At 67.8% G+C, this 26,964-nt stretch carries 18 protein-coding genes and 1 pseudogene; 9 read left to right on the forward strand and 10 right to left on the reverse strand.

From position 1 onward, the window contains the following. Positions 1–34 precede the first annotated feature (34 nt). The 4 genes from AB0D85_RS42100 to AB0D85_RS42115 are packed head-to-tail and all read right to left on the reverse strand — an operon-like array spanning position 35 to position 11,524. Positions 35–1,900, reverse strand: a complete 1,866-nt coding sequence (locus AB0D85_RS42100) for a DUF1998 domain-containing protein (RefSeq protein ID WP_362333047.1) — start codon at positions 1,898–1,900, stop codon at positions 35–37. Beyond that, on the reverse strand, positions 1,897–5,148 hold the full coding sequence (locus AB0D85_RS42105) for a helicase-related protein (RefSeq protein ID WP_362333049.1): 3,252 nt from the start codon (positions 5,146–5,148) through the stop codon (positions 1,897–1,899). Before AB0D85_RS42105 ends, AB0D85_RS42100 begins: the two co-directional genes overlap by 4 nt. Beyond that, on the reverse strand, positions 5,145–7,049 hold the full coding sequence (locus tag AB0D85_RS42110; protein ID WP_362333052.1) for a UvrD-helicase domain-containing protein: 1,905 nt from the start codon (positions 7,047–7,049) through the stop codon (positions 5,145–5,147). Before AB0D85_RS42110 ends, AB0D85_RS42105 begins: the two co-directional genes overlap by 4 nt. Continuing rightward, positions 7,046–11,524, reverse strand: a complete 4,479-nt coding sequence (locus AB0D85_RS42115; protein WP_362333111.1) for a DEAD/DEAH box helicase family protein — start codon at positions 11,522–11,524, stop codon at positions 7,046–7,048. Before AB0D85_RS42115 ends, AB0D85_RS42110 begins: the two co-directional genes overlap by 4 nt. Before the next feature lie 87 nt (positions 11,525–11,611). Between AB0D85_RS42115 and AB0D85_RS42120 the strand changes: the two genes are divergently transcribed. Continuing rightward, the gene (locus AB0D85_RS42120; RefSeq protein WP_362333055.1) at positions 11,612–11,806 is read left to right on the forward strand and encodes a hypothetical protein; all 195 of its coding nucleotides are present in this window, start codon (positions 11,612–11,614) and stop codon (positions 11,804–11,806) included. Positions 11,807–12,014: 208 nt separating this feature from the next. On the opposite strand, the gene AB0D85_RS42125 is transcribed toward AB0D85_RS42120, so the two are convergent. Next, the gene (locus tag AB0D85_RS42125) at positions 12,015–12,278 is read right to left on the reverse strand and encodes a hypothetical protein (RefSeq protein WP_362333058.1); all 264 of its coding nucleotides are present in this window, start codon (positions 12,276–12,278) and stop codon (positions 12,015–12,017) included. A 478-nt stretch (positions 12,279–12,756) separates the two neighbouring features. Here AB0D85_RS42125 and AB0D85_RS42130 point away from each other — a divergent pair, with 478 nt between their 5' ends. From AB0D85_RS42130 to AB0D85_RS42140, 3 genes are read left to right on the forward strand one after another with little or no spacing between them, the layout of a single operon-like run. Then, positions 12,757–14,940, forward strand: a complete 2,184-nt coding sequence (locus AB0D85_RS42130) for a helix-turn-helix transcriptional regulator (RefSeq protein WP_362333061.1) — start codon at positions 12,757–12,759, stop codon at positions 14,938–14,940. Then, complete coding sequence (locus tag AB0D85_RS42135; protein ID WP_362333064.1) at positions 14,937–15,932, forward strand: hypothetical protein; 996 nt, start codon at positions 14,937–14,939, stop codon at positions 15,930–15,932. Before AB0D85_RS42130 ends, AB0D85_RS42135 begins: the two co-directional genes overlap by 4 nt. Next, positions 15,929–16,807, forward strand: a complete 879-nt coding sequence (locus tag AB0D85_RS42140; RefSeq protein WP_362333066.1) for a DUF6339 family protein — start codon at positions 15,929–15,931, stop codon at positions 16,805–16,807. The genes AB0D85_RS42135 and AB0D85_RS42140 overlap by 4 nt, the downstream gene beginning before the upstream one ends. 24 nt (positions 16,808–16,831) lie before the next feature. Here AB0D85_RS42140 and AB0D85_RS42145 read toward each other — a convergent pair whose 3' ends face one another. The 3 genes from AB0D85_RS42145 to AB0D85_RS42155 are packed head-to-tail and all read right to left on the reverse strand — an operon-like array spanning position 16,832 to position 19,620. Then, entirely contained in the window at positions 16,832–18,217 is a 1,386-nt protein-coding gene (locus AB0D85_RS42145) for a DNA cytosine methyltransferase (protein ID WP_362333069.1), read from the reverse strand. Between the two features lie 9 nt (positions 18,218–18,226). Then, the gene (locus tag AB0D85_RS42150) at positions 18,227–19,222 is read right to left on the reverse strand and encodes a DNA cytosine methyltransferase (protein ID WP_362333072.1); all 996 of its coding nucleotides are present in this window, start codon (positions 19,220–19,222) and stop codon (positions 18,227–18,229) included. Continuing rightward, the gene (locus AB0D85_RS42155; protein ID WP_362333075.1) at positions 19,219–19,620 is read right to left on the reverse strand and encodes a very short patch repair endonuclease; all 402 of its coding nucleotides are present in this window, start codon (positions 19,618–19,620) and stop codon (positions 19,219–19,221) included. Before AB0D85_RS42155 ends, AB0D85_RS42150 begins: the two co-directional genes overlap by 4 nt. A 620-nt stretch (positions 19,621–20,240) precedes the next feature. Here AB0D85_RS42155 and AB0D85_RS42160 point away from each other — a divergent pair. Further along, entirely contained in the window at positions 20,241–20,756 is a 516-nt protein-coding gene (locus AB0D85_RS42160; RefSeq protein WP_362333078.1) for a DUF1203 domain-containing protein, read from the forward strand. Between the two features lie 377 nt (positions 20,757–21,133). After that, entirely contained in the window at positions 21,134–22,432 is a 1,299-nt protein-coding gene (locus tag AB0D85_RS42165) for an alpha-1,2-mannosidase (RefSeq protein WP_362333081.1), read from the forward strand. A 52-nt stretch (positions 22,433–22,484) separates the two neighbouring features. Here the strand turns inward: AB0D85_RS42165 and AB0D85_RS42170 are convergent, their stop codons facing one another. Continuing rightward, positions 22,485–23,504, reverse strand: coding sequence for a hypothetical protein (locus AB0D85_RS42170; protein ID WP_362333084.1), 1,020 nt, complete (start codon positions 23,502–23,504; stop codon positions 22,485–22,487). A 75-nt stretch (positions 23,505–23,579) separates the two neighbouring features. On the opposite strand from AB0D85_RS42170, the gene AB0D85_RS42175 reads away from it, so the two are divergent. Continuing rightward, the gene (locus tag AB0D85_RS42175) at positions 23,580–23,867 is read left to right on the forward strand and encodes a DUF1905 domain-containing protein (protein ID WP_362333087.1); all 288 of its coding nucleotides are present in this window, start codon (positions 23,580–23,582) and stop codon (positions 23,865–23,867) included. 77 nt (positions 23,868–23,944) lie between these two features. Here the strand turns inward: AB0D85_RS42175 and AB0D85_RS42180 are convergent, their stop codons facing one another. Next, on the reverse strand, positions 23,945–25,417 hold the full coding sequence (locus AB0D85_RS42180; protein WP_362333090.1) for a beta-1,6-galactanase: 1,473 nt from the start codon (positions 25,415–25,417) through the stop codon (positions 23,945–23,947). 251 nt (positions 25,418–25,668) lie between these two features. Here AB0D85_RS42180 and AB0D85_RS42185 point away from each other — a divergent pair, with 251 nt between their 5' ends. Together AB0D85_RS42185 and AB0D85_RS42190 are read left to right on the forward strand one after the other, a co-directional pair. Continuing rightward, positions 25,669–26,472 (forward strand): class E sortase, encoded by an 804-nt coding sequence (locus tag AB0D85_RS42185; protein WP_362333093.1) that lies wholly within the window; start codon positions 25,669–25,671, stop codon positions 26,470–26,472. A 313-nt stretch (positions 26,473–26,785) separates the two neighbouring features. Then, positions 26,786–26,875 (forward strand): annotated as a pseudogene (locus AB0D85_RS42190) (helix-turn-helix domain-containing protein); the annotation flags it as partial. Between the last annotated feature and the right edge of the window lie 89 nt (positions 26,876–26,964).

The raw sequence follows: 26,964 nt of genomic DNA on the forward strand, positions 1-26,964 counted from the left end.
CAGTGTCGGCGCCTTCGCCAAGGCAGGGCGGATGTCAGGGATTCAAGATGCCGGCGAAGAAGCCCACCTCGGGGTCGTCAGGGGTCCCGACGAGCAGCGCGCGGTCCAGGAGGACGTTGTTGTGCTCGCAACTCGTCTCCGGGAGCATCACACAGGCGTGGCAGGCCGCCAGGTTGATTCCGCCGGCACCGGACGCCTCGGTCTCCATGCAGAGCGGGTCCGAGGAACACCATTCGGCACGGCGGACGGCCGAACGGACCGTGCGAGCGAGAATCGACGGTTCACCTTGAGCGACCAGACCACCCAGGCTGCCCGCAGAGTCGCTCGTCGCCGTGTAGACGAGGGCTCCGGCCATGTCGTCGGCGGCGTACAGGCGCTCACGCAGGGCTGCTGCCGGATAGCCCGCCTCCAGACTCCACTCGTTGATGAGCACGTGGGTCAGCGTGTGCAGCAGCACCATGCGCGGGGTGGCAGGGGAAGAGACGACCCGGCTCGGGTCATCGGCCCGCTGGTCCAGCACCCGTTGGTGCGCGGTAAGCATCCGCTCGACCCGGGCTGCCACAGCCACGTTTTTCTCCCAGGCGCCGAGTCGGTCCTCGTCCAGGCGGAGGAAGACTCCCTCACCCCGCACCTCCATGGCCGGAAGCCAACGCAGGGGGCGTTCGGCCAGTGGCATCTCCTTGGGGTCGGTCGTCGACTCGGCGTCGACGAGCCGGGTGAACGCCTTCAGAGCGCGTACCTCGCGGAGCTTCTTGACCAACATCGGGCCGGTGACGCCGAGTGGGTCGAGCACGCTCTGGTCGCCCAACGGGGTCTCGCAGACGAACTCCTCGTCACGAGAGTGCTCGCTCTCGTCGTTGCCCGAGCGGAGACGCTCGTACTCCTTGTTGCGCAGGGCGCGATAGCGATGGTCGAAGGAGGGGGTCTCGTCGCCGGCGGGGTCTTCCTCTCGCTCGGCGTCGAGGAAAGCCATGACTTCGTCGATCGCAACCGGGCTCTCACCTTTGAAGACGAACTTGAGGCACATCTCGACCTCTGCACGGCTGTTCAGCTCGCGCAGTTGCTCCCAGTGTTCGGCGAGCGGATCCGCGCGGCCATTGCTCCACGGCGGGATGGAGAGCGCCGACTTCAACACCGGCTGCCACACCGCGGACGAACCGCGCTGCAACGTGCGCAGGGGGAGTCCGCACCCACCCGCGACGGCGGACGCACCGAGCCACGGACGGGACCCTCGGCACTTGAGGCCGAGGTCCTTGAGCGCACTCCTCCGGAAGGAGCCCTCCATCGAAACCTCAGGAGCCTGTCCACAGGTGCAGGAGATGAGGATGGAGCGTAGCGAGGAAGTACGCCCGGAGGTCCGCATCTTGAGCTTCCCTCCACACTGTGCCGCCGTCGAGGCACCACGGTCTTTGGAACGGTGCACCCACTGCCAGTACGGGAATTCGTCGAGGTGCCCTGCCTCGCAGGCGACGACGAAGCGGGAGGGGACCAGGTCGACATCGCACGTGCCGCAGACGCTTCGACCGGCGGGCGGGTTGAAGTCGCGGTGCCGTTGCAGGTCGTTGCACTCGGGGCAGGAGTGCATCAAGGGAAAACGCCGGACTCGAAGACCGTCCTTGCTGGTGTCGTCGGAGGCGGGCGGCAGCCGGAAGTAGTCGACGCCGAGCACCCGGGCCAACCGCCGTTCGTGGATCCGCGGGGACTCATCACGACTCCAACTCTGCTCGGCCTCGTCGAGTCCCGAGACGATGAAGGACTCATGGTCGACGGCGATGAGCGACCCGACGCCGTACGTGGTGATCGCCTGGGCACGTCGGACCGCGCCACGGCGTGGGAAGTTGTGGGCGGGTGCGGCGCCGTTCGCGCTGGTCCGGCGACGGCGGGCGGGGGGCGGGGTCATCGGTTTCCCTCCATGAACAGGGCGGTCTCGGCGTCGACGTCGCGTAGGCTCCACAACGTGGCGTACGCCCTGGTGCCCTCGGACTCGTCGTCATAGGCCTTGAGGAGCGAAGGTGCGCGTCTGCCCCTCTGAGGTTCGAACAACAGGCCGCTGTCGATGTCGGCCTGGTCGCACCACCACTCGACGAACTCGTCGAAGGCGTGAGACACGGCGGTGGCCTCCGCCGGAGTGACCGCTTCCACGCGTTTCAGGAGGATCGTCTTGATGGGACCCCGGAGCACGTCCTCATAAGACTCGACCTTGCCGGCGCCATCGTTGGGTCGGGCGGCGGGGATCATAATTCGGGCGAGCGAGACGATCACCGCATGCAGGCCCCGGTATCGGGCGCGGGCGGAGAACGGTGTGACGGAGGTGGACTCGACCTCGCGGTACAGGGCCGAGTGGAAATGTTGGAAGCTCTCGTAGTGGGAACGGTCGCGGGATCGGGAGGAGTTGAGCATGACCGCGACCAAGCCGGGGTGCGCTCGGCCGACCCGGCTGGTGGCCTGGATGTACTCGGCGGTCGTTTGCGGCTGGCCCATCACGGCCATGAGGCCGAGGCGGTCGACGTCCACGCCGACCGCGATCATGTTGGTGGCCAGGAGGACGTCCACGGTGTCCTCGTCGGGCAGCTGCTTCTCAATGCCCTTGAGCCGGGTGGGGATTTCGCTGGCGTCGATACGGCTCGTCAGCTCCGAGTAGTTGGCGACCGATCGAACTTCAACTCCCTCGCGCTCGGCGAGCACTTCCAGATAGGCCACCACGTCGTCATGGACCTGGAGCTCGGCAGCGGACAGGAGCCGGAGGCTGTTGAAGTAGCCGACGAGACTCCAGTACGCATCGCGCACCTCGTCCTCGGTCTTCGCCTGCTTGGCCCGGTGCAGCAGCGTGGCGTACGTACGGATCAGGAGAGTGGCCTGGCTGGTGCCGGGGGCCAGCAGGCCGACGTAGCGGCGGCTCGCCTTTTCTTCGCGTGGTGTCTCCACGGCGAACCATGAGTCACGGGCGTCGAGACCGGCCGGTGGGAACTGTCGGACTTTGCGGGCGAAGAGGTGGCGTCCCTGGTCGGCGGCGCGACGGATGGTCGCCGTGGAGGCGATCACCTTGGGCTGGTCGGCGAGTGCGTCCACAGCAGTCTCGTAGAGCCCGGTGAGGGTCCCCAACGGGCCCGAGATCAGGTGGAGTTCGTCCTGGACGATCAGTTCCGGGGGAGGGGTGCCGCCGTCCGGGTCGTCGTCGCGATTGAAGAGCGCGGCGGTCGCCGGACGCCACGGCATCGACGCGAACTTGTCGACGGTGGCGATCACCAACGTCGGTCGTGCGTCGTACACCGCCTCGTCGATCAGGTGCACGGGCAGGCCGCTGGCGAACTCGCAGTACGTGTCGGGACATCGGACATACATCCGCTTGGCGTCCTTGTCGGCTTCGTAGTTCCGTGCGTCGAGACGGGTTCCGCACCAGGGGCAGGCATGCAGTTGGACGGGGTTCTCAGTGGCGAGGCGCTTGTCGAGGTTCGCTCGGAGCTCGTCGAGCCTCAGGCTCGCCTCGGCCAGCGTGTTGGGGGTGGCCGAGCGTCCTACCCACATGCCGACGGAGAACTCCTCGTGGCCCAACTCGGGTGTGCGACGTCGCATGTGCTCCATGGCGCAGAGCAGGATCGCCGCGCGTTCGAACTGCTGGAGGGTGAGCAGCCGCAGCGTGTAGCGCATGAGGACTGTGACACCGCCGCCGTCCGCTCCCTTGCGGATCCGGCGCAGGAACGAGGTGAGGGCGATCAGTCCCAGGTAGGCCTCGGTCTTGCCACCACCGGTGGGGAACCACAGCAGATCGGAGACCTTCCGATCACGGTGCTCGGGGTCGTCGATGCCGGCCAGGCACAGGAGCACGAACGCGATCTGGAAGGGACGCCAGCGACCGGCCGCCGGGTCGGGAACACCGACGCGTCCGCTCTTAACCCAGGCGCTGTGGGCGCGCTGGTCGGCCATGGCGCGGTTGGCGAGTCGAAAGGCTCTCATCAGATCGGGTTTGGTGCGCAACAGCTTGATGCCCTCGCGGATACGGTCGAGTGCCTCGCGGCAGGCTTTGACCTGCTCACGCGCGGGTTCCTCGTGCGTCTGGCCAGCCAAGTCCTCCGCCTCCGCCGCTTTGCGGTCGATCCAGCTTTCGTACCCGTTGGTGAGACCCTCCAGTGCCGTCAGGATCTCGGCGTCGGACTTCTCCGCTAGCCTCAGCATGGACAGTGCCGAGCTGTCGATCTCGGGGTTGGAGTCGGTGAGCAGTACCTCCACCGTCGGCACGAACTGGCTCCGCACCTCGGCGACGGCGGCTTCACGGGTGGTGTCGGTCACGCCGATCGGCGATGGGTACCAGTCCCATTCGGCGGCGCAGCCGTGCCCGACGGCGAAGGTCGGGGCGTGGCGGTGCAGCAGCCGACTCGTGGCGACCTCCGCGTCATCCGCGTAGCCCGTGGCCGGGCGTTCGACGAAGGCGTCGGAGCCGTCCTCGGCCCGGACCGTCAGACCGCACTGGAACAGGGAGAACGCATCCTGTAGATCCCACTCGCCGATCTTCTGGGTGTTGATCAGCGTGATTGTAATCGTGACTGTGCCGGTGGTCTCGTCAAGTCGGCGGATGTTGACGTCCAGTGAGGCTCCGTCGCCGAGTGGGACCGGCTCTTTCGGAGCGGGCTCGGTCACCACGAATCGCTGTTCGGGCAAGGAGAGTTCCCTCCGGCGCCACCGTTCACGCTGGTCGTCGATGGTACGGGCCTCGGCGCGGCGGACCGTCGTGATCCGCTTGCCGTCGGCGTCGGTGGGCTCGTAGACGGCCGCGCGCGCCGAGACGACGATCGTCCTGCTTATGGCTGGCTTGACCGCGAATGTCAGGCCCATCGAGGAGGGGCGTCGGTCCCCCGAGGCACCGACCTCCGGTGGGGTGCCGGACTCCTCGCCGTCGCCGCGGCTGTAGACGGGGACGTCGTCCGGACCATTCTGCTTGGAGGCCTCTTCCGCCTGCCGTTCCTTCGTGGCACGCGGATACAGCACACCGGTCAGGTAGCGGTCGATCGGCGCCTCCTGAGTGAGTACCTCGTCCCGATCGTCCGGCACAGCGTCCTCGGTGGGGCCGAGGAGCTCACGCCGGAGTCCTACGAGGAGTTCATCGTCCCGGACCCGGTAGTGCTCGGAGTGTCGGCCTGCCACCTGCGTCATGCGTGCTGCTCCTCGTAGTTGTCGGCTCTTCGGTACCGGCCGATGCCGGTGATCCGCGGGACGATCCACACGCCTCGCTCCCCGAGACCGGCGTTGGCGCCGGCGGCGGTGCTGCCCGTCACGGTCTCCAGGGTGTCGATGCGCAGGCCGTGGATCTCGTCGGGCCACCAAGGGTTCCAGGTGCGGTTCACCTTCTGCACCTGGAACAACTCCTCGCGGAACCGCTGCGACGCCTCGCCGATCTCCCGCCCTTCGTGCATCAGGGCGTACGGCGGGCTCTCCTTCTCGCCCATCGGCAGGTTGTGGCGCCTGCGCAGCAGCACCTCCTGGCCGGGACGGACCTCTTCCAGGAAATACACCTGGGTGGCTACGACATCCGTCTCCTGGCCGGGCGGGTCGTCCCGGTTCACGTCACCCGGCTCGGCGACTATCCCGTACCTGTCGTACGACCGCCACGATCCGAGGTAGCGACGGCCGTTGCGTTGACTCCCCGCCCTCCTGAAGAGAGGCAGTTCGGGAGGGGCCACGTGGTACAGGTCCTGGCGGGCACGTGTCATCGCCACGTACAGGGCGCGGGCCTCGGCGGGCAGGTCCAACTCGTCCTGGTACCGCTTGTGGAGTTCGGCCAGGGGCGGTGGTGTCAGGACGATCACCCGATCGAACTCCAGGCCCTTGGCCCGGTGCACCGTCGAGACGACGACGCGGGCGGTCTCCGGGTCGGCCGCCTCGTCAGGGAACCCGCCATGGGCGACTGCCCAGCGCAACCGGTCCAGGTCGAGGACACCACGCCCCGCTCCGCGCGCAGCCCGACGCAATACGGTCCACAGAGCGGTGGCGTCAGGTTCGTACGGGAGAGGGATTTCCGCGAGGAGCGTTCGGAACCGGTCCTCGGTGAGGCCGGTCGCCTCCGTGCGGCGCAGCAACTCGGCCACCCAGTACGGCACCGGACGCTCTTCCAGCGGTCGCCGCAGCTGGTGGTCGACGCCGTGGGCGTGCAGCAGGTCGGAGACCACGAGGGCCTGCTGGTTGTCACGGGTGAGGACGGCGCATGTGTCGGAGAGATCCCGCAAGCTGCTCAGGGTGAGCTCGTCGTCCAGGTCGCCAATGCCGTTCATCGGATCCAGAAGGAGGTCGCGCAGTTCGTCGTAGCGCGTTCCCGCCTCGTCCGGATCGTTCAGCTGCTGGAGACGCGGGCCCAGCGACAGCGCGACCCGGGCCTCGGCAGTGGTTGCCCGGAAGTTCTGGGTGAGGTGCAGCTCCACCAGGTCGTCGGGGTAGGAGCAGCGCAGCCAGTCGAAGAACCGGCCGGTCTCGTCGGCGCGTTCGCCCAGGTCCTCGATCTGGAAGCCGTACACGGACTGGGCCGCGTCGCCGACGACGGTGAATCCGCAGCTCTCCTGATACCGGTCGAGAAGCGTCTCCACCAGCTCACGGCGCCCACCCAACAGGTCCTGAACCTCGTCGATCACGACATGGGCCGGCGGGACCGCGTCGCCGATCTCCAGCGCACCCTTCTCGATCGCGCGGGTCGCGGCGGCGATCCGCTCGTCGAAGCCGACCGCTCCCCACTCGTCGTCCGGATGCGCTTGGAGGAGCACCTCGTAGGCCCACGCGTCGAAGGTGCGGGCGCGTACCCGTTGGGCCCGTTCCCCGTGCTGGGAGATCCGTTCGCGCAGCTCCCGGGCGGCGGCCCGGGAGAAGGTGAGCACGAGGATCTCGGCGGCCTCCAGCGCCTGTTCGGGGTCCTCGTTGCCGCACAGCGCGTCGAGTCGTCGCACCAGGGTGTGGGTCTTTCCCGCACCGGCACCCGCGGTGACCAGGACCCGCGCGTCCCATGGCTGCTCGACCACGGCCAGCTGCTCGTCGGTGAGCGAGGGGCTGTCCTGGTAGACGTCGGTCACTTCCGGCTCCAGAGGTGCTCGAAATCAGTGAAGGCGAGGGCGGTGTCGAAGTTTGTGATGTTGTCGCTGATGTTGAGGATCAGACAGCTGGGCTTGCCACCGTTCAGGGGTCCGCGCAGTCCGCGCCCGATCATCTGCTGGTACACGTTGTGGCTGAAGACCGGCCGGGCCACGACCACGGCACGAGTGGCCGGAGCGTCGAACCCCTGGGTGAGCACACCGTAGTTGGTGAGGACCCGGATGCGTCCGTTTCGGAAGTTCTCGATGCGATTGCGACGGTCCTGCGTGCTGGTCGTCGAGTCCACGGCGGCGGACGGGACACCCCGGTCGTTGAGCATGGCCGCCAGGTACTTGGCATGGTCGACGGAGGTGGCGAAGAGCAACGTCGGCCAGTCGTCCGGTAGTTCGGCCACCGAGTCGACGATGCGCCGACTGCGTACGTGGTCGTCGGCGAGGCGCTGTTCGGCGGAGCGGGAGAGCACGGCCATGCGATCGGCGTGTGTCTTCTCGTCCCGGGTCAGTTCGATACGGCCGCCCTCAAGGGTGCGGTGCTCGACCTGGGCGAGCATGCCCCACTTCTGGAGGTCGCGATACGGGTCCCCCGACGGGAACACTCCTTCGTCGAGTCGCCGATTGCCGAAGCGGCTGACCAGGCGGCGGGTCTCCTCCTCGTTGGTGTTCCGGAACGGGGTGGCGGTCAGACCGAGCAGGTGCCGGCCTGTCTCGTACTGGGTGAGTCCCAACTGGCCCAGGATCTCGGTGTACCGCTTGGAGATGGCGGTGTGCGCCTCGTCCACGATGACCAGCGCGGCTTGGCGCAACCAGGCGTACTGGTCGGTGCCCAGGCAGCGCTCCAGCTTGGCATCGGTGGCGACCACCAAGTGCGGGTGATCGACGACATTCCCGACCTCGTTGGTGCTCCACAGCCGACTGATGGTCAGGGGGCGTTCGGCACCGACCTTGCCCCAGACGAACTTCCAGCTCTGGACGGCCTGTTCGCACAACTCCTCGGTCTGAGCGATCCACAGCAACGGACCCTTGAGGTCGCCGACCCGCTTCACCCAGCGGATCACAGCCTCTGCGGTGACCCGGGTCTTGCCGGCACCGGTTGGCAGCGACAGCATGCCGCGCTGGGGCGCCAGTCGGTCGAGCATGGTGGAGATGTTCCGGACCAGGTCCTCCTGGTACTCGTGGAGGCTCGGGAAGTCCCGAGGGCCCTCGACGGTCTCGAACGAGGGCGGGGAGGGAGTCCGCGAGCCGGCGAACGCGACTGGCAGCCTCAGTTCCGAGACGAACGCGATGGCAGCCGACGAACCCCCGTACGCGACCGGGGCGTTGGGAAAGCGCGCCTGGATGTCCCGGGCATGCTGCTGGAGCACACCGTCACCGTGCGCGTTGAACGCCATCTGAGCGACCCGGCGCCCGGACGGCTCCACGCCGTCGGTCGCCTGCAACTCGGCCTCCATCAATCCCTCGGGGAGGCCGGTCCGCAGCGCGTCCGCACCGATCAACAGCTCGATCTTGGTCACCACGTCCTCGGCCTCACGTACCGCCTTCTGCGCCGCCTTCAACTCGCCGTCCCGCGCCATACGGTCCTGGTGCTCCAGAATCTGACGGCAACCGGCAGCACCGAGGCCCAGCCCGAGTTCGCGGTCGATCAGGCGCAGCATCGGCTCGGGGTCGACAGGAACGCGGACCTTGACGATGCTGTCCTGGCGCACGGCGTCCAAGGGGGAAGTACGCGTGCCGTTGGGCGTGCGGGTGACCTCCTCCAGTTCGCTGCACCGTTGCACCATGCTGTTGCGGTTCCCGCTGTTCAGGCGCTGCCGCAGAGCGGGGAACAGCTCGACCAACGGGACAGGGTCGCCCTCCGTGACTTCACGGGTCTCCAGGCTGATCACGTCGGCGTAGCGGAGCATGCCCCACTTCTCGATCATCAGCTCAGCGTCGCCGGCGGTTGGCACGAGCAGTGCCGGGAGCTGCTCTGCGCGCAGCGCCTGGTACTGGGCGGTCCCGACGGCAACGGTGATCTCGCTGTCGGGCCGGGTTTCCCAGGTGTCGCCGGTCCGGCAACGGGTGAGCGAGTCCTCGGGGAAGTCCGCGCCGAACCGGGTCAGCATCACGTAGGTGGCGCCGACGAAGGAGTCGTCCTCGCTGCGGGTCACCTCGTCGAGGAGCGCGTCCCAACGGTCGGCGGGGACCTCGTCGACGGTGGTCGGGAGCCGCAGCTTACGGGCCTTCTCCGGAGAGATCTCGGCCACCGGCAATACATCGCGGTAGGCGGCGAGCTGGGGGCCGACGGCTTCCTTCAGCGGCTTGATCCCCTGGGAGGTGACGGCCGTCCCGTACTTCCACAGCATCCACCGGATCGGCGAGGCGACCGGCTGCCGGGTGTTTGTCTGCGTACCGATCTGGCGCGTCCAGTTGTCCACCACGGCGTCGTCGGGCAGCACCTTCAGGAAGGCGGCGCGGGATTCCTCGGAGAGAGCGCGGAAGACATGGAGCGGGCCGCCGATCGGGGCGCCATCGGTCTTCATCCGGTTCAGCGCGGGGCGCGGGGCGCTGCTGTCCAGGCGGCGCAGGTAGGAGGTGTGGAGGGCTTCGCGGTACTCGTCGTACCACGCCTCGCCCTCCTGGGGCCGGACCCCGCCGGACGGTCGTTCCCTCAGACCGACCTGGGAGAAGAAGGGCGTGTCGTCGGAGTGGAACGCCATGTCGACGGCGATGCTCGGGTCGCGTTTCCCATCGACCACGTCACCCGGCAGCATGCAATCCTCGACCGGCCGGAACCGACCGTCGGCGGTCCGCACCTTGAGCGTCGAGCGTGCTGAGGGCACCCGCTCCAGGACCTTGTGGGTCAGGTGACGGACCCCCGCCTGACGGAACAGCTCCCAGAACCGCTCCCAATCCGATTGGCTGTAGTGGTCGAAGCCCTGGTCGAGAACGCTGTCGAACCGGCCCTCGACGTCGGCCTCCCGAATGCCCAGGACGTCGAGCGCGTGTGTCAGCGAGGGGTCCTGGGTGAGTTCGTCGACCACGTACACCGTGGACTCGCGCAGTCCGTCCTGGTCGGTGCGGCGGTAGACCTTGCCCTGTACAGGGGCGACGAGTCCGTTCTCCTCGGTGAGGACGATGTGGGCTTTGCGAGCCTCCTCGACGAACGGGGAACCGACCTCGATCATGTCGGCGAGAATGCGGATCGCCGTCGCGGAGGCCTGCACGGTGCCGCTCTCGACGAGGGCCTCCAACCAGTCGCGGACGTCGGCCCGTTGGTGCTTGGCCGCGCCGAGGATGCGCTCGACCTTGCCGGAGCGCAGAACATCCACTTCGACGCTCGGATGCAGCCAGTTCGACGGACGGTCCGGGCATTCGTGCCACCACCGCAGCCAACGCAGGAGAGACTTCGATTCCTTCCTCGGGTCGTTGGGACGAGGGTGCACCCGCAGCTCGGTCGGCACACGCAGCACGCCGTTCTGGTCAGGAAGCGACGCGTGCATCGCGGCACGCTTCCAGATCTCTTCGGTCAGAAACGCGTCCGCCCAACTGATCGCCTCCTTCACACGGCCGGGCAGCAGGGGGAGGTAGGCGGCCGGGTCCTCGGCGGGGGCCAAGGCCGGGAGCGACTCGACGACCAGTTGTGCGGCCGCGCGGATCATCTCCTGGTTGAAGGGGGAGGAGTCGAGCAGATTCTGCCGGTCCTCGTTCGTCTTCCAGGCGCCGTTGAGGATGCCGCTCAGCGACATCTCGTACTTGGTCGGGAAGAAGGACCAGAACTTGCCGCGTCCTTGCGAACGCGAGCTTCTGACGTACAGGCCGCTCTCCTGATCCTTCTCCAGGGTCGGAACTCCCCAGGCGAGGTCGAGCGAGAGCCGGTCGTGCAGCTCTCCGGCATCGGCGCGGGCTGCCGGACCGGGCTCGTGGGTGGTGGTGAACACCCGCCACCGGTCGGTGGTGACGGCCTTACCGGTCCGCTCCTCGACCACGGTGTGCAGGTCGCCGGTCTGCTGGGTGGTCAGCGTCCGACGGGCCATGGGCCGCGGCCGGCGGTCCTCCAGTACGACCTTCGCGACATGCGGGGAGAAGAGCTGGAAGCCGACCGGGAACTCCTCGCGGGGCTCGCCGTGGTCCTTGGCGCGACCACCGTGCATGTCCCGGCCCAGCCGGTCATCGGCCTTCGGGAGCAAGGGCAGGCGGACGACGGTGGTGGCCCAGCTCAGCAGCTCGTTCAGGACGTGATCGGAGGCGCGCTCGGCCCGCACGTCCAGAGGCCGGGCCATCCGCAGCACGGGGGCGTCGAACTCCGGGCCGTAGCGTGCCATCACGCCGGGCACGGCCTTGATCTGCTCGTACGACCAGGCGCGGTCGAATCCGAAACTTCCGGTGCTACTGAAGAATTCCGGTGCGTCGGTCACCACGAGAACCGATTTGACGCCCACTCCGAAACGCCCGATCTGGCCCCCACGCTTCTTCGACATACTCATCCGAAGAATTGTCTCGGCGCCTTCCGGGGTCACCGGCTCGCCCTCGTTCGCGCAGTACAAGTGGGCGTCCGTGAGGACGACATGAACTCGCTCACCCTGCTCGCCGGCCATCTCGTCCGCCGCGTTCTGAACGAGCTCGAAAAGCTGGCGATCGCCGTATCCGCCCTGGGTGATACGGCGCTCGCCATTGGCATGTTCGGCCACGAGGCCGGGGTCCACGGCGTAAGTCTGCAGGACACGCGAGGACTGTTCGAGAACGGTTTGGATTACCGGTGAGGACGAAGACAGCACTGCTACTGCGCTCCTGGGGTGTCAAAGGTCCGGGCGAATAATCGAACGGCGGGCCGACCGCCGGCATCGTCGGCCGGCCCGTGTTCATCGTGGCGCTGGGCGTGATTTCCACAGTGCCTTCGTGATGCGGTGGGATCACGGGGAAGGCGTCGGTTGTTGCGAGACTGATACTTCGGGCCCGTGACGTGCTGAATCAGGCCGGGGGAGCGGTCTCGTCAGGCAGGCTCTGAACCAGCTTGGCCAGGGAGGGGAACCGGTTGTTGAATTCCTCCTCGGGCTCGTCGAAACGGTGAAGAATACCCCGGACTTCGGCCATGCTGCTTGCCAAATTCATGTCCAACCAAAATGAACTGGAGTCCCGCTGCGAGTCCAATGACTCGTCATCTTCCTGCTCATTCATCGAGTGATCCACCCCTAAGGTCGCATCCTGCAGTTGCACAGGGGTATATTCGAGCACACGTCCCCCGTGTGAAAGGAAATAAATAAAGTTGGAACTTCGAGTTGATGCTTCCTTCCGATGAATCAAGCTAAGGGGTGGAGTCCCGTATGGCCAGTCATTTTCGGAAGATGGTTCTGTGTAAGGTTTCGACGGTGTGTATGGCTGCATTTTGGGCGAACTTCTCCCCCTGTCGCCCGGCCTTCCCGATTTCGGGTTTCGCGAGCGAGACGGAATCCCCATCGTCAACAACGGTATCGAGCGTCATCCGAATGCGCAAGCGCAACTGCCGCTCGGTTGACGGGAGTTGATCGCTCCACTTAAGGAAGTGGCGCATAAGGGGTGAAGGTTGACTATTTGAGGCAACTTGGACACCAAGTCGAAGCCGACTGGATGATCGAGCTCGATCAACTGTTGGTTGACGCTGCCGCGCGTGTCAAATTAACCTCGGGTCCACGACATGCGATGAGCGTGGGACCGAGGAAAGAGCAGGCAACGCGTGGAGACAGGTGAGGAGTTCGGGCCCTGGTTGGCCCGACAGCTCAAGCTCGCAGGCAAGACGCAGGCCGAACTGGCCGACGAGCTGAAGCTGACCCGGGCCGCTGTGTCCGCCTGGATCACCGGCAGGTCGACTCCCCGCCCGACCGTCATGACAGACATCGCCAGGGCGCTCGGCACGGATGTGGGTACGGTGCACACCCGTACCACCGACACCCAGGCCGGCCTCCCGGTCTTCTGGTACCACCGCCCCGGCTACCGCGACGGTGGCCGTGACCTGGGCAATGCCGCCGCCTTCGCCTTCGACGCCGACGTGCAGGTCTTGGCCCGCGAGACCTGCCAGAACAGCCTCGACGAGCGCCGGAAGGAGACAGGCCGCCCCGTCAGGGTCCGCTACACCCTGCACGAGCTGACGGGGAAGTTCCTGGACGACTTCCGCGACGCGATCCTCTGGAACGACCTCTTCCCGCACTACTCCGCCGTCTCGGAGACCGCCGGGAATCAGAAGGTCGGCCGGGTCGTGGACGCCGGGGTGCGCGACATGTACGAGAAGGGGCGCATCGTCCTGCTGCGCGTCGACGACTACAACGCGTCCGGTCTCACCGGTGACGATTACGAGGACGGCAAGTTCGCCGCCGTGATCAGGCGTCAGTTGGAGAGCCTCAAATCCGGCCCCGGTGCCGGGGGTTCGTACGGCCTGGGGAAGGCGACGCTGTGGGCCACCAGTGCGCTCGGCCTCGTGCTCGTCAACTCCACCCTGTCGGAGGCCCACGAGGGGCGCACCGAGCGGCGGGTCATCGGCCGCCTGGAACTTCCCTGGCGGGAGGTCGACGGTGTGCCGTACGCGGGTCCGGCCTGGCTCGGACGTCCCGACCCCGATACCCCCGGTGCCGAGGTCGCCCGCTCGTGGTGGGCGGACGAGGAGACTGTGGCCCGTCTCCATCTCACCCGGGACAGCGACGAACCGGGCACATCCTTCCTCGTCGTCGGCGCCCAGGACGTGGCCAGCCTCGACGAACGCTCGTCGCAGGACGATGAAGAAGAGGGCATGGACGGGGAGGAAGAAGAAGGTGCCGAGGACACCCGCGACATTCGCAGGATGCACCGCCGTCTGGTCGAGGCGCTGGGGCGCGACTTCTGGGCCGCGATGACCGGTGGGGGCGGCAGGCTTCCGCTCCTGGAGGCCTCTGTCCGCACGATGCGCAACGGCGACGTCGTCCTGGAGGAGGAGCAGGTCGACCCTTCCGTCGAGCAGCCTTCCCGGACTCGTGCCCTGCGGGCGCACTACGAGGGCGCCACGGTCGATCGGCTCACCGAGGCCGGTCAAGTGGTGGCGCAGAGTATTCCGCTGAAACTGCCGCTGTCCGGAGGTGCGAAGGGCGGAACCCTCGGGACGCACCAGGCGGTCCTGCTGGTCACCGATGTCGTGAGTGACGGCGAGGAGAAGAAGAACGGCCCGAAGAACCAGATGCATTCGCTACGAGGCAACCGTATGACCGTCAAGAAGGCAGTGGTTCCGAACCTGCCTATCGGTACCAATTCATTCCAGGCCGTGCTCCTGGTGGGAGAGGCAGCCGGTGAATCGGCCCCCTTCGCGACCGAGGCCGAGGAGTTCCTGCGAGCGGCAGAACCACCCGAGCACGACCGGTGGGGGCAGACTGAAGAACTGGCCCTGCGCTGGTCGCCCTCGGCGTACCGGCGAATCAACTCGTTGACCACCGAGGCCAACAAGGCTGTCAAGGAACTCGTCGCACGACCGAAGCGCGGTGGCGGCGGTGCCGAAGGTGGCGAGGCCCTGCGCAAGGCGTTGACCGTGAAGAAGAAGCCGAAGGCCAAGGTGCCCACCGGGCCGGTGGTGCCGGAACTGGAGGCACTCGACGCGACGATCGGCGACGAAGGGGAGTGGCGGATCACCGCGGAGGTGAAGATCCCGCGCGGCGACGAGATCGTCCCGATGGTGCCGGTCGCCCAGATGGACGTGCGCTCCGGTGGTCGCCCGAAGCTCGACTGGGCGGAACTCGTGGCCGTCGAAGGCTGTGAGGTGGAGGACGGGACCCTGCGTTTTCCGCCCGGTACACGACGCGCGAAGTTCCGTGGCCGCACTGACGTCACCAGTCATCCGGTCAGGGCGATGTTCACGAGCCTCGTTCTCGAACTCCGTGCCGGCAAGGGGGGTGACGCGTGAAGTTCTACCCGTACGATCGGCTCAAGCGACCGGTCACGCTCAGGGTGACCTCGGTCTCCCTCAGGCTGCCCGACGGCACCCGGGATCAGCTGGAGACCACTGCGTTCTCCACCCAGCAGCAGGCCGTCGCGCTCGGCATCGCGGGCCACGCCGATTGGGTGAGCGCCACGATCGGGCTCTCCGCGACGCTGCCACCCGGTGCGAACGCGCCAGATGCCGCCTGGTCCGAGCTGCGCGTTCTTGCCGTGGTGACCGATGGCGAGACCAATGCCCGTACGTCCACGGATCTCACGCGGGACACGGAGGACGGCCGGGACTGGTCGGGCTCCGTCGAGGTGCTCCGTGACGACCACCTGGGGCGTGCCTCCCTCGCCGCGTACGCGGTGGGGACGGTGGGCGGGGTGCAGGGGCGGTCCATCGCCGAGACCGACAGGAGCTGGGTCGTCGACACGATCTCGGACGATCCGGTCCAGGAGCTCCGACTGGACGTGCGGAGAGCCTCGTTCAAGAAGAGTGCGCGGGAATGGCTGCAGGCGTATGCCGATGCCCCCTGGGCCGTGGACGCTTCCGCCCGGGTCCCGACGGTGTTCGTGAACACCGATGTCGAGGGCATCCTCGGATTGCTGGACAGCAACGGTTCCGCCGTGGAGAGCAAAGTGCGTGACCTCTTGGTCGCTCAGATGGCCACCGACGTCTGGACGGCGGTGTTCCACGGTGCCATCGGCGACCTGGAGGTGGAACCCGGCGGCGGCCCGGTCTTCCCGACCGGCTGGCGGGGCGAGGTGCTGCGGGAGATGCTCCCGGACGTGGTTCCCGGCGTACACGTCGAGGAGGCCCTACGACAGGTGCACCGCCGCCGCACCGGCGACTCGGGCTGGGTGGAACTCCAGACCCGCATCCACTACGCGGCGATCCGCCGCGCCGACGCCACCAAGGCCCTCGCTTATGTCATTCGCGGGCTGGAACAGATGAACCGGGAGAGCGAGACGTGATCACCAAACCGAGCCTTGTCCCGGAGCGCCTGGCGCTGCTCGAATCCTCGGCCGCCGACCCGTTTCTCACCGAGGGACTGCTCAAGGGTGAACAGGTGCATGCTGGCATCGACCTCGCCAAGGTCGTCGAGCCGCTTCCGGAGGACGACGCCAGATGGTGGGTCGAGCCGATCCGAAGCCTGGTGGAAGACGCCATGTTCGAGTTTCGGGAGGATCGCACCCGAGCCGACGCATGGCTTGCGCCACGTCTCCATGCCACGCTGCGCCTGACGCGGCGAGAGGCGGCTGACAAGCGTCTGTGGAGCCACCTCTCACTGGCGGTGGCTCCCGACTACGTGGTCTGGCGGCACCTTTCGGAACCGACGGCGAAGAAGCCGGAAAGGCGTGTCCCCGCGGAGCGCTTCCGGGGATCTGCCGATCGGCAGTGTTTCTCACGCCTGTGGTGGGCAGCTGAGCTGTTCAGGAACGGGGCGGACTACGAGCCGGTCGAGGCCGCCTGCAGAAATCAGGACCTGATTCACAGCGTTCTGAAGAAGGAGATAATCGACCACCGTCCCACTGCTCAGGCCGTGGTCCGCCTGCTGAAGAACGGACTGGTCACCACCGGGCGAGAGGTCGATGGCCTCAGTGTCGCGATCAACGCGGCCGGCGCGACCCTGATCTACGACATCCTCGCGCCGGACCAGCCCCGCGACCCCGCCCATCTGCGGGACTGGATCGCGGAAGCGGAATCGGCGCCACCGGTCGACCGGCACAAACTCCCGAACGGACCCGACGAGGACCCCGCCCCGGAGAAGTCCGTGGTCGCGCTCACCGACTACTTTGCTGAGCTGTTCGAGACAGCGCCGGTCAGGGGCAGGAAGAGCGGGGACTGACCAGGCGTAGGCGCCCTGGTTGGACTACTTCGCCGACGCCTTTGTGATCTTGGCCTTGCGCGGGCGTACGGAGGACGGCGGCGCCACTTGGTCCTTGGCCTGCGGGCACCTGTCGGTGCAGGCGTCGGCAGCCCCGCAGCCGTTGCTTCGCAGCTTGGCCCGCTGCTCCTCCGTGGCCGGCTGCCACGGCTTCCTCAGCGTCTCCGGGGCCGGCGTGGGAAGTCCGAGAGCGGCGCTCAGCAGGTGTGCACCGAACAGGGGCGGTACGGCGTTGCCCACCTGCTGGGCCTGCGCCGTACCGGACCACGGATAGTCCGGCGGGAAGGTCTGCAGCATCCCGGCCTCGTTCATGCTGAACCGATCGCCCTCGTAGATGATGTTCTCGTCGAGGTGCTGGAAGACCACGAAGCGGCTGATCTTGCCGGTGACGGTGAAGGCGGGCTGCTGATCGCCTCGCACGCCTCGTCGTTTGGATTGGCTGGAGCTGCCGTAGTTCGAGCGGACCAGGAACGGAGTGCGGCGCCCCGGATGTGAGCCCACCTTGTTCGCGAGGACCTCACCCATCGACCTCCAGGGCCGCAGGCCCTCGCCGCCTGCAGACTGGTGCCCATCGGTCTCCGGTTCGGTGGCGTCGTAGAGGGTCGCCTGATGGACTTGGTCTCCCGCCCGGTGGTGTTGGTTCTTCCCGTTCTTTCGGTGCCATCCTTTGGCTTCGTAGGAATGGTGGGTCGGTGAGGGGAGCGAGGGCTCACCGAGTCCTTCGCGCCGAGCGATCAGCACCGCGCGGGATCGCGTCTGCGGAACCCCGTAGGTCTCGGTGTCGAGGACATCGACGACGACCTTGTACTTGGTCCCGTCGGGCAGCCCTGTCTCCTCCAGCACCTTGGCATAGTGCTTCCAGAGTGCCTCGACCTCGCGGACCTGCTCCAGGACGATGACGTCGTACGGGCGGTGCTCCCGGTTCGGGCTCCGGGTCGCCTGAATCGCGTATCGGAGGGGTTCGAGGACCAATGCGGTGCGGGGATCGGTGAGCGTCTTCAGGTCCTCGTCGATCTCTTGGTCGGAGACGCCCGCCATCAGCTGTTCGATGTACCCCTTGACCCTGTCCAGAGCTTGGCGCCCGGCGCCGTGCCCGGCCACCGAGTACGTCTGGCACGGAGGGCCGCCGGCGAGCACGTTGATCTCCGGCGGCAGTGTCTCGAAGGCGTCCCTGCGTACTGCGCTCACGTCGGCGTGGAGGGTGTCCAGCCCGGCGGCGTACCGGGTCAGGCACGCGCTTCTGTCCCACTCGATACCGAGACTTGGGATGTCGAGTGAGTGACCGGCGACGTCCAGCCCTCCGGGCCCCGCGAAGAGGTCAAGAATTCGGGGCTGGTCAAGGACGTATTTGTGGGACGCCGTGCTGGTCATTAGCGGATTCTAGCCGGCCGGTGGGGCTGCTGGTTCCAGAATGAGGGCTGCGGCGACAGCCTGCCCCAGCGCCTTCCCTACGGGTGGTGGTGTCGCGTGGCCGATCTGGCGGTATCGGGCGGTCTTGCGCCCGGTGATCTCCCACGTCTGGGGGAAGCCTTGCAGCAGCGCAGCCTGCCCCGGCGTGATCTTCACCATGTGGTCCCTGCCGAGTGCGGGATCCCAGACGAAGTCCGCGTCGGGAACCTCGTCACCCACGGTGTGACCGTTGACACCCATGGTCGCCCAGGTGTTTTTGGCTCCTGTCGGCCCCAGGTCCGCGCCACCCCGGTTCTTCGAACCACCGACCAAAGTCGGAGCCGGCCGATCGGCTTGGGCGGCCCAACGGGCGGCGTCCCGCCAACCGCGTGCGGCCATGGACGGCCCCAGAATGGCACCGACCGTCGTCGGCTGCCGCATGGTCGGTGCCGGTGGCCGGAACGCCGCGGCCCACTTCTGCTCGATGGCCACCAAGACGCCCTGCTTGCGGTTCTGGGGCACGCCGAAGTCGACGGCGTTCACGACGAACCAGCTGAACTCGTAGCCCAGGTGGGCCAGTTCGGCTCGGGCGAAGTCACGGAAGTGCTGGTAGGCGTCCGAGTGCGCGAGCCCGGGAACATTCTCGATGAGTACCGCACGAGGCCTGATCGCATGGACGAGAAAGATCGTGGCCTCCAGCAACCGCTCCTCCGCACACGAATTCGCGCGTCCGACGGTCGCACTCGACTTCACCCGTGGCAGGCCCGCGGACAGAAGATCCACGTCGTGGCTCACGGGGTACTCGGCCGGGTCGAAGTCCATCAGGTCGGTCTGAAGCACGTTCCAGTGCGACCGGTTGGCCCGCAGAGTGCTGACGGCGAGCTCATCGTCGTCCAACAGCAGACGCGGCTCGAACCCCGCCTGCTCCAGCCCCAGGGCGAGCCCTCCCGCCCCGGAGCACACATCGACGAAGGTCAGCCCACTCATCGATTGCTCCCCCGTCCAGGTTGTTTCCTTCGGCGCTGCACCGTCGCCGCGATGCGCAGTGCCACGTCCTCCGCTGCTTCGTGCTCCCAGAAGCGCAGAACTTCCCAGCCGGCTGCCACAAGGTGTTGGGTGGTCTCGGCGTCGCGTGCCATGTTGCGGTCCAGCTTTTGTCGCCACCACTCTGCGTTCGCCTTCGGCTGCGTGGCGTGTTCGGGGCAACCGTGCCAGAAGCAGCCGTCGATCAGGACGGCCACCTTGACCGAGGTGAAGGCCACATCGATCCTGCGTCGAGCCATTCCCGGCACTGGGTACTCGACGCGGTAACGCAGTCCGGCCGCGTGGAGTAGCCGCCGGACCGTCAGTTCGGCGGCCGTGTCCTTGCTGGCCTGCCTGCTCATGCGGGCGGATACGGCGGGAGAGGAAGGGACGGCGCCTGGCACGGGTACATTCTGCCGGCCCTCGTCAGCTCAAGGTGTTGAGTGGGCGCCGTTGGGCCGCCCGCTTCTTTCTCAGTGTCGTGCCTCCACGGCCCGCCTCAAGGGCGCTCCCGCTCCGCTGCGCTCCGCGTCCGCGTCGGCTGCGCCGATGGCCCTCCGGGCCACCCTTGACCCGGGCCGCTCCAGCACGGGGTAGAAGCGAGCGGGCGGCCGGGGGAGAGTGGGCGGCTTGCCGGGGGTGTCTTGGGGTCGGCTGCGTTCCGGGGCGGGGTTGGGGCGCGTCGACTGGTGGGGTGCGGCGGGTGGATTGGCGGCTTGTGGCTTGTTCGCGGGGAGGCGGGGCGGGGCCGTACGGGCTGTGGCGGGCTCGGGTCGCGTTAGCGGTCCGCTGTGCTGGCCGAGCCGCTGTCGGTCCCCACCCTGGCGGTGCCCTCGACTAAGTGATCGACTTCAAGGGGCGGCGGTCGTAGGCGGTCTGCGTTCAGTGGGTGTGGTGGCGGTCGGTCTGCTCTGCGGGCGCGCGCCAACGCGATGTCCGTTTCCTGCCAGCAGGCACGCGCGTGCCGATCCAGCCTGGGCGCATGACCAAGTACACCGTGCTCCCGCTTGATGCAGCCGTCCTTAAGGAGCTGAGGGGTGTCGACGACGCGGGTCGTCTCTGTGCCCCGTATATCGCGACGCCCGACGACGAAGGTTCCCCGCTGCGCTGTTGTCTGCGCCCCATCGCGGTCGGTGAGCGGATTGCCCTTGTTTCGTATGCTCCGTTGCGGCGGTGGGCCGCCGCGGCGGGTGTGGATCCGGGTGCGTATGACGAACAGGGGCCCGTCTTTATTCATGCCGATGAGTGCGGTGGGTTCAGTCCCGGCGGGACCTACCCCGTCGCTCGGTCCGGTGCTCTGCGTACCGTGCGTCGTTATGACGCCCGGGGGCGTATTGCCGGTGGCCGTCTTCTGGAGATTCCGGAGGATGTCGTGGCTGGCTTCGATGCGGCCTTCGACGACGCGTTCAGCGATCCGGACGTGGTGCTCGTGCATGTCCGGGCACTGGAATACGGGTGCTTTCACTTCGAGGTGCGACGGCCATCCGCCGAGGGGTAGTCGCCTGACCGGACCTGGTGGCCGTCCCGGCCCGCCGGCGTCGTCGGGGTTCGGCTCCCGTTGTCAGTGGGGCGGGCTAGGGTCCCTGGGCATGGTCGGCATCAGCGGGTGCGGGCTTCGGTGATGTGTTGTCAAGTGGTGGGGTGAGTATGGGCGTTGGGGTTACGTACGCGGATTTCTCGGTTGAGCCGGCCCGGGTGGCCAATGCGCGGGTCCGGTACAGCGGGGCCTCGTTCGCCGGGTCGCATGTGGTGGTGCATGCCGACGGGACCGTGGCGGTGGAGTTTGAGGTGGAGGACCCTCGGGATGTTGTTCAGGCGACGCTCACCGTTACGGCCCTCGTGTCCAAGCTCGGTTCCTCGCCTGGGTACGCGCCCATGACCGTGCGGCTGCAGGGCAAGGTGCTCGCCGAGGATCTGACCGTGCCCGGGGGCGGGGATCTGCCGCACGACAACGTTTTCGCCGTGCCTGGGGAACTGCTTGAGGAAGGGACCAACACGCTGGAGATTCAGTCCTCCGCCGAGGCCTCCAGCATGCTCTGGCTGTACCGGATCACCCTCGACCCCGTCTGGGAGCGCGGGCGCTCGGAGCGGGCCCGGGTGGCGGAGGCCGCCCGGGACTCGGTGTTCGCCTACCGTACGGAACTGCGCCCGGCGCATGCCGCCGACGCCCCCTGGCAGCCGGCGCCGAGGCTTCTCTTTCACGTCGACCGGGGCGAGCAGTCCCTGCCCGCGCAGCTCTCCTGGCGGGGCGAGGACGGAGCCGAGGCTGCCGTCAGCTTCGCGAGCGAGATGTCCGGATTCTATGGTTTCTATCGCGCGCAGGACGGTACGGCGTACGAGTATCGGGGAGACCTCAGCGACCGGTGGCCCGTCGCGGACGAGATCGGGAATCTTTCGGCGGCCACTTTGCACCGGTTTGACGCGGAGGAGGGGTGGGGCGGTGGCTGGCATCGCTCTGCTGAGTTGCGGGTGTTGGTCGATGACGGGGGAGCGCCCGTGGAGCGGGTGAGCTGGCGCGATCAGCGGGGCAACTCCGGTACCGCCGTCTTGCACACCGCCCGCACGGATGTCGAGGTGACGGATGTCGACGCGAGCGACGAGTACGACGACGGCGACGAGAGGGCGGACAACCTCCTCGATGACGATCGGCACGGCAAATGGCTGTGCTTCGAGGGCAGCGCGCGGCTCGACTTCACCCTCGCCCGTCCGGCCGCCGTCGCCTCGTACTCACTGACGTCGGCGAACGACGCGCCCGACCGCGACCCCCGTGACTGGACGCTCCATGGTTCCCATGACGGCCGGACCTGGACGCCGTTGGACACGCGTACCGGCGAGACGTTCTCCGCGCGCTGGGAGACGCGGGAGTTCGCCCTGCGCGGGCACGCACGGCCGTACCGGCACTACCGTCTCGACATCACCCGCAACTCCGGCGCGACCGAGACCCAGCTCGCCCGCGTCCGCTTCGCCGGGGCGCCCGCCGGGAAGGCCTTCACCGGTTACTACCAGCGCCCGGGCGAAGGTCCTATCGGCTATCGGGGGATACCTGTCGTCGCCGCCGGCTCCGGGCTTGCCGCCGTTCCCGGGCTCGCCTCCGAGCTGGAAGCTGCCGTGTCCAGTCTGACCGAGACCTCCCGGGTACTGGCTGCCCTGGCCGCGCAACTCCGCAATCACTGACCGCTCAGTGCCGTGCCTCGGCCTCGGCCGCGTCGATGCTTCAGGCTTCGCTTCAGGCCTCGGAACCGCCGTGGCACTCCGCGTAGACCGTCCCCACCCCGCACCAGCACTCCCCCCGCTGCTGCGGCGGCCAGGCCAGTGCCCGGCCCCGTGCTGCGAGCGTCGTCGCGTACTGGGGGAGCAGGGTCGTGTCCGCCGGGGACGTGCCCTCCGATGCCGCGAAGGCCTCGTACGAGGGGACCGTGCCCGTGACGATGCCCAGGTTCGGGGTGCCGGAGGTCGAGAGCTCGCGGAGGGAGGACTCTATGGTCGAGAGGTGGGCGGGGTGGGACGGGTACTCGGTGGCCAGGTCGGGGTACGCCGAGAGCAGTTCCGCCAGTTCGGCCGCCGGCCAGTGCAGGACCGCGACCGGGAAGGGGCGGGAGAGGGCCTCGCGGTAGGCGCCGAGTTCCGCGCGGAGGCGGGAGATCTCGGCCTCCAGTTCCTGCGGGTTGTCCGAGCCCAGGGACCAGACCCGCTTGGGGTCGTGGAGCTCGTCCAGCGAGACCGAGGAGGAGTGGAGGGTGTCGGCGCGGGCGTCCCAGTCGTCGTGGGGGAGGCCCAGCATGCGGCGGACCCGGTGCCGGCCGTACAGCAAGGGATGCGTGGCGTACGGGGGTTCCTGGACGTCCGTCAGGAGGAGCGTCGCCGCCTCCGTGAACGTGTCGTGCGCCGCCTCGAGTTCGTCGTGGGATTCCAGGGACTCGGCGATGATCACCCAGGGGGCCGGGTCGCGGGGGGCGGTGGTGCGGAGACCGTCGATGATCGCGCGTGCCTCTGCCTCGTGGTCGTACTCCCACAGGTTCGACGCCTTCAGGGCGCGGACCAGAGGTGCGTTCTCCAGCTTGTCCGGTGCGGCGAGCAGGCGGTCGTAGAGCGCGGTCGCGGCGGGGCGGGCGTCGGCCAGTTCCAGGTGGGCCGCGGCCCGCAGCAGCAGTGCTTCCGCGTCTTCGGGGTAGAGGCCGGCGGTCCGCTCCAGGCGTGCCGCTTCGGCGGTGTGGTCGACGTTCTCGGCAGGCGTGTCGGGGCGCATGGACGACACCGTACTGCCCTGCGGTGAGAAAGAAGAGACAGGGATGGGGGCAGTCGGTTGCGAGGGAGGCGTTCCGTGGAGTTCGAGTTCGGTGGGCGTGTGCTGGAGTGGCGGGGGCCTTCTCCGTACTACTTCGTGCCCGTGCCGGAGGAGGAGTCCGAGGAGATCCGGGCTGTCGCCGCGATGGCCTCGTACGGGTGGGGGGTCGTGCCCGTCGAGGCGACGGTGGGCGGGGTGGTCTTCGAGACGTCCCTGTTTCCCAAGGACGGGGGCTATCTGCTGCCGCTCAAGAGCGCGGTGCGGGGGCCGCAGGGGCTGGGTGCGGGGGACGAGGTGCGGGTGGAGATGAGGGTTCGGCTGTAGGGGAGGGGCAGAGGGGAGTGGCAGAGGGGGGGAAGGGGTACGGCCTGCGCCCTGCCCCCTTCCCCCACCCGTGGTTTCTAGATCGTCACGCCGTCGATCTGGAGGGTCTGGACGGACTTCGCGGGGAAGGAGACCGCCACCGTCTTCCCGGACAGGTACGTGTCCGAGTACGACTTGTACGCGTCCCCGCCCGTCGTCACCGTGGACCAGCGCGGGACCAGGCCGTTCGTGCCGCCGGTCACCGTGGTGAAGCCGGAGAGGTTGAAGGTGAGGGTCTGGGCGGAGGTGGCGGTGTTCAGGGCGACGATCACCAGGCGCTTCGCCGAGGAGTCGTAGGCGGCGACGGCGTAGCTGACGCCGGTGTCGAGGATCGTCATCCCCGGGCGGATGTGCCGGCTGAACTGGGCCATCGTGTAGTACTTCGTCTGCACCGCGCCCGCTGTCAGGGTGCTCGCGTCGTACGCGATCATCGCCCAGTTCGTGGACGGGTCCATGACCTGCCAGTAGACCCAGGCGGTGGGGTGCAGCCAGCGGAAGTCGTAGAGGAGGTTGAAGGCCAGGGTGTAGCCGGTGCCGTCGTTGTCGCCGGTCTCGGAGTTCCACAGGGCCTTGCCGGCCGTCGTCACGACGTCCGTGTAGAGCAGGTCGCGGCGGCCGCCGGAGCCCTGGTAGCCGTGGACGTTCACGCGGTCCACGTAGCCCTTCGTGGTGGAGGAGAAGGAGCTCCAGGTGGTGCGGGCCAGGTCGTAGCTGGTCTCGTCCGATGCCGAGATCTTGGTGCTGGTCAGGCCTCGGCTGTTCAACTCGCTGCGGAGGTAGGGGAGTACGGCTGACTGGACCGTGGCGTCCATGTGGCAGCCCTCCTGGGTGCCGGTCGCGGTCCACCAGGAGGACGAGGGCTCGTTGAAGGCCTCCACCGTCGCGAAGTTCACGCCCCAGTTGTTCTTGGCGTACAGCGCGACCGACGCCAGGTGGGAGGCGTGCTGGCGGTAGTTCCAGGACTGGAGGTTGTTGCCGCCGTCGGAGGCGCCGGACGGGTTGTGGTTCAGACACATCCACCACATGGGGGAGTTGGCGAAGAGCTCGGCCGTCGCGCCCCGGTTGACGGCCTTCACGAGCATCGCCCGCTGTGTCGCGTCCGCGGTCCAGTCCCAGGCCGAGGACGTCGGGTCCTCGTTGTTCCAGTCCTGCCAGTAGCCCTCGATCTGCTTGTACGCGGGGATGTTGGCGGAGGCCACCATGCTCTCGCCGCTCACGCTGTTCCAGCTGGAGGCGCCCAGGTTGTAGCGGGCGATGTTCAGGCCGAGGCCCGGAAGCGAAGTGCTGTTGTACGTCGTCGACTTGGTGGTGAAGAAGATGTCGGCGAAGTCGTCCCGGGTGCCGAAGACGTTGCCCCACCAGGCCAGCGAGGTGCCCCAGCCCTCCCAGGTGCCGTACGACGTGGACGGGCTGACGGCGATCGTCGCGTCGGCGCGGGCCGTACCCGTGGCCAGGGCGCTGCCCAGGAGGCCGCCTCCCGCGGCGGCCAGAAGTGTTCTGCGTCGGATCATGGCTGTCTCTCAACCTCTCCGTGCGGCTCAAACACCGGTTCCCGGACCGGCGTCGACTCGTCCCCCCGCATGCCAACAGGAAGCATCAGGTGTGGCGTGTGAGGTTGTCGAGAGTTGTGACACTACTTTCTAAAACCCGTGGAGGAAGTGATCGTGGGGAGGGCCTGTGACAGGAAGCCCTACGGCTCTGGTGACTTGGCCGCGGTCGCCTTATCGTGCGGGCCCAACCGGGCGTCGGCGGGAGGTGTGCGGTGCGGCGGGTCGTGGGGCACGGGGACCGGCGGTGGCGGGCGCGGCGACGGCGGGTGCTGTGGACCGGGGGCGAACTCCTCGTCACCGGGGGCGTGGTGCTGATGCTCCTCGTCGTGCACCAGCTGTGGTGGACCAACCGGGAGGCGAAGCAGGGGGCCGAGCGGAAGGTGGAGGCGCTGGAGCGGGAGTGGGGGGACTCCGGGGGTGGCGGGTCGACCGGCTCCGGTGGGTCCGGCGGCTCAGGCGGTGCGGCGAAAGGCGGTTCCGGTACGACCGGTTCCGCGCCGTCGAGCGGGAGCGGTTCCGGCACCGGCCGGCAGCAGACGTCGTACACCACGCGGGTCGTCGCCTCGCAGGCGTACGCCATCCTCGTCATCCCGCGCCTCGGCCTGCGCGTCCCGATCGCCGAGGGCGTCAGCAAGCCGAACGTGCTCAACCACGGGTACGTCGGCCACTACCCCGGTACCCAACAGCCGGGCCAGCTCGGGAACTTCGCGCTCGCAGGGCACCGCAACACCCACGGCGAGCCGTTCCGCTACCTGCCCCGCCTCCGGCTCAAGGACACGATCGAGGTCGAGACGAAGTCGGCGACGTACACCTACGTCGTGGACCAGATCCTGCCGCAGACCTCGGCGCGGGACTCGGGCGTCGTACGGCCCATCCCGCGCTCGATCGTGAAGCCGTCGTACGGGTACAAGGAGCCGGGGTACTACATCACCCTCACCACCTGCACACCCGAGTTCACCTCGCGGTACCGGATGGCGGTGTGGGGGAAGCTGGTGTCGACGCGGCCGCGGGCGTAGTGCCTCAAAGACAAAGTTCTCGCCGTCGACGTCGCTGAACCCCGAACGGGACGTTCGGCTTGGGTACTTGTTTGCGTGGGATGCGCGCCTGACGCGGCCCTAGTGCACCCGTTCTCGTAGGCCCAGCACCCCCGCCACCGTCAGACACGCCGACCCCATAGTCTCCTCCAATTGCCTCGAACGGACATCGGTGAACACCTTGTGCTGGAACTTGGTAACGAAGACTAAATGCAGATACGGCACGAAAGTGCAGGGACGACCAGTTCTGATCTCCTGCATCTCGCTCCCAACCTAGGTGCGTAGTGTGATGGCCATGCAGCTCAGGTACAGCTTTCGCCTGTACCCGGACACCGACCAGAAGGCGGCGTTGGCGAAGGCGTTCGGGTGCGCCCGTGTGGTGTTCGTGCGACGTGAAGTCGCACTACCTGAGTAGAAGAACCGCCCGTCAGAGAGGAGAACACCGGGCGCTTCTCCGACCAGTGTCCAAGGGTC

The sequence above is a fragment of the Streptomyces sp. NPDC048277 genome, assembly GCF_040652235.1.
Classification (GTDB): domain Bacteria; phylum Actinomycetota; class Actinomycetes; order Streptomycetales; family Streptomycetaceae; genus Streptomyces.

Bases quoted from the DNA above. Each gene is read 5' to 3' on its own strand.
- AB0D85_RS42120 (WP_362333055.1), top strand. From the start codon at position 11,612: ATGAACTCGCTCACCCTGCTCGCCGGCCATCTCGTCCGCCGCGTTCTG.
- AB0D85_RS42180 (WP_362333090.1), bottom strand. From the start codon at position 25,417: ATGATCCGACGCAGAACACTTCTGGCCGCCGCGGGAGGCGGCCTCCTG.
- AB0D85_RS42105 (WP_362333049.1), bottom strand. From the start codon at position 5,148: ATGACGCAGGTGGCAGGCCGACACTCCGAGCACTACCGGGTCCGGGAC.
- AB0D85_RS42170 (WP_362333084.1), bottom strand. From the start codon at position 23,504: ATGCGCCCCGACACGCCTGCCGAGAACGTCGACCACACCGCCGAAGCG.
- AB0D85_RS42160 (WP_362333078.1), top strand. From the start codon at position 20,241: ATGACCAAGTACACCGTGCTCCCGCTTGATGCAGCCGTCCTTAAGGAG.
- AB0D85_RS42150 (WP_362333072.1), bottom strand. From the start codon at position 19,222: ATGAGTGGGCTGACCTTCGTCGATGTGTGCTCCGGGGCGGGAGGGCTC.
- AB0D85_RS42100 (WP_362333047.1), bottom strand. From the start codon at position 1,900: ATGACCCCGCCCCCCGCCCGCCGTCGCCGGACCAGCGCGAACGGCGCC.
- AB0D85_RS42165 (WP_362333081.1), top strand. From the start codon at position 21,134: ATGACCGTGCGGCTGCAGGGCAAGGTGCTCGCCGAGGATCTGACCGTG.
- AB0D85_RS42115 (WP_362333111.1), bottom strand. From the start codon at position 11,524: ATGTCGAAGAAGCGTGGGGGCCAGATCGGGCGTTTCGGAGTGGGCGTC.
- AB0D85_RS42145 (WP_362333069.1), bottom strand. From the start codon at position 18,217: ATGACCAGCACGGCGTCCCACAAATACGTCCTTGACCAGCCCCGAATT.
- AB0D85_RS42155 (WP_362333075.1), bottom strand. From the start codon at position 19,620: ATGAGCAGGCAGGCCAGCAAGGACACGGCCGCCGAACTGACGGTCCGG.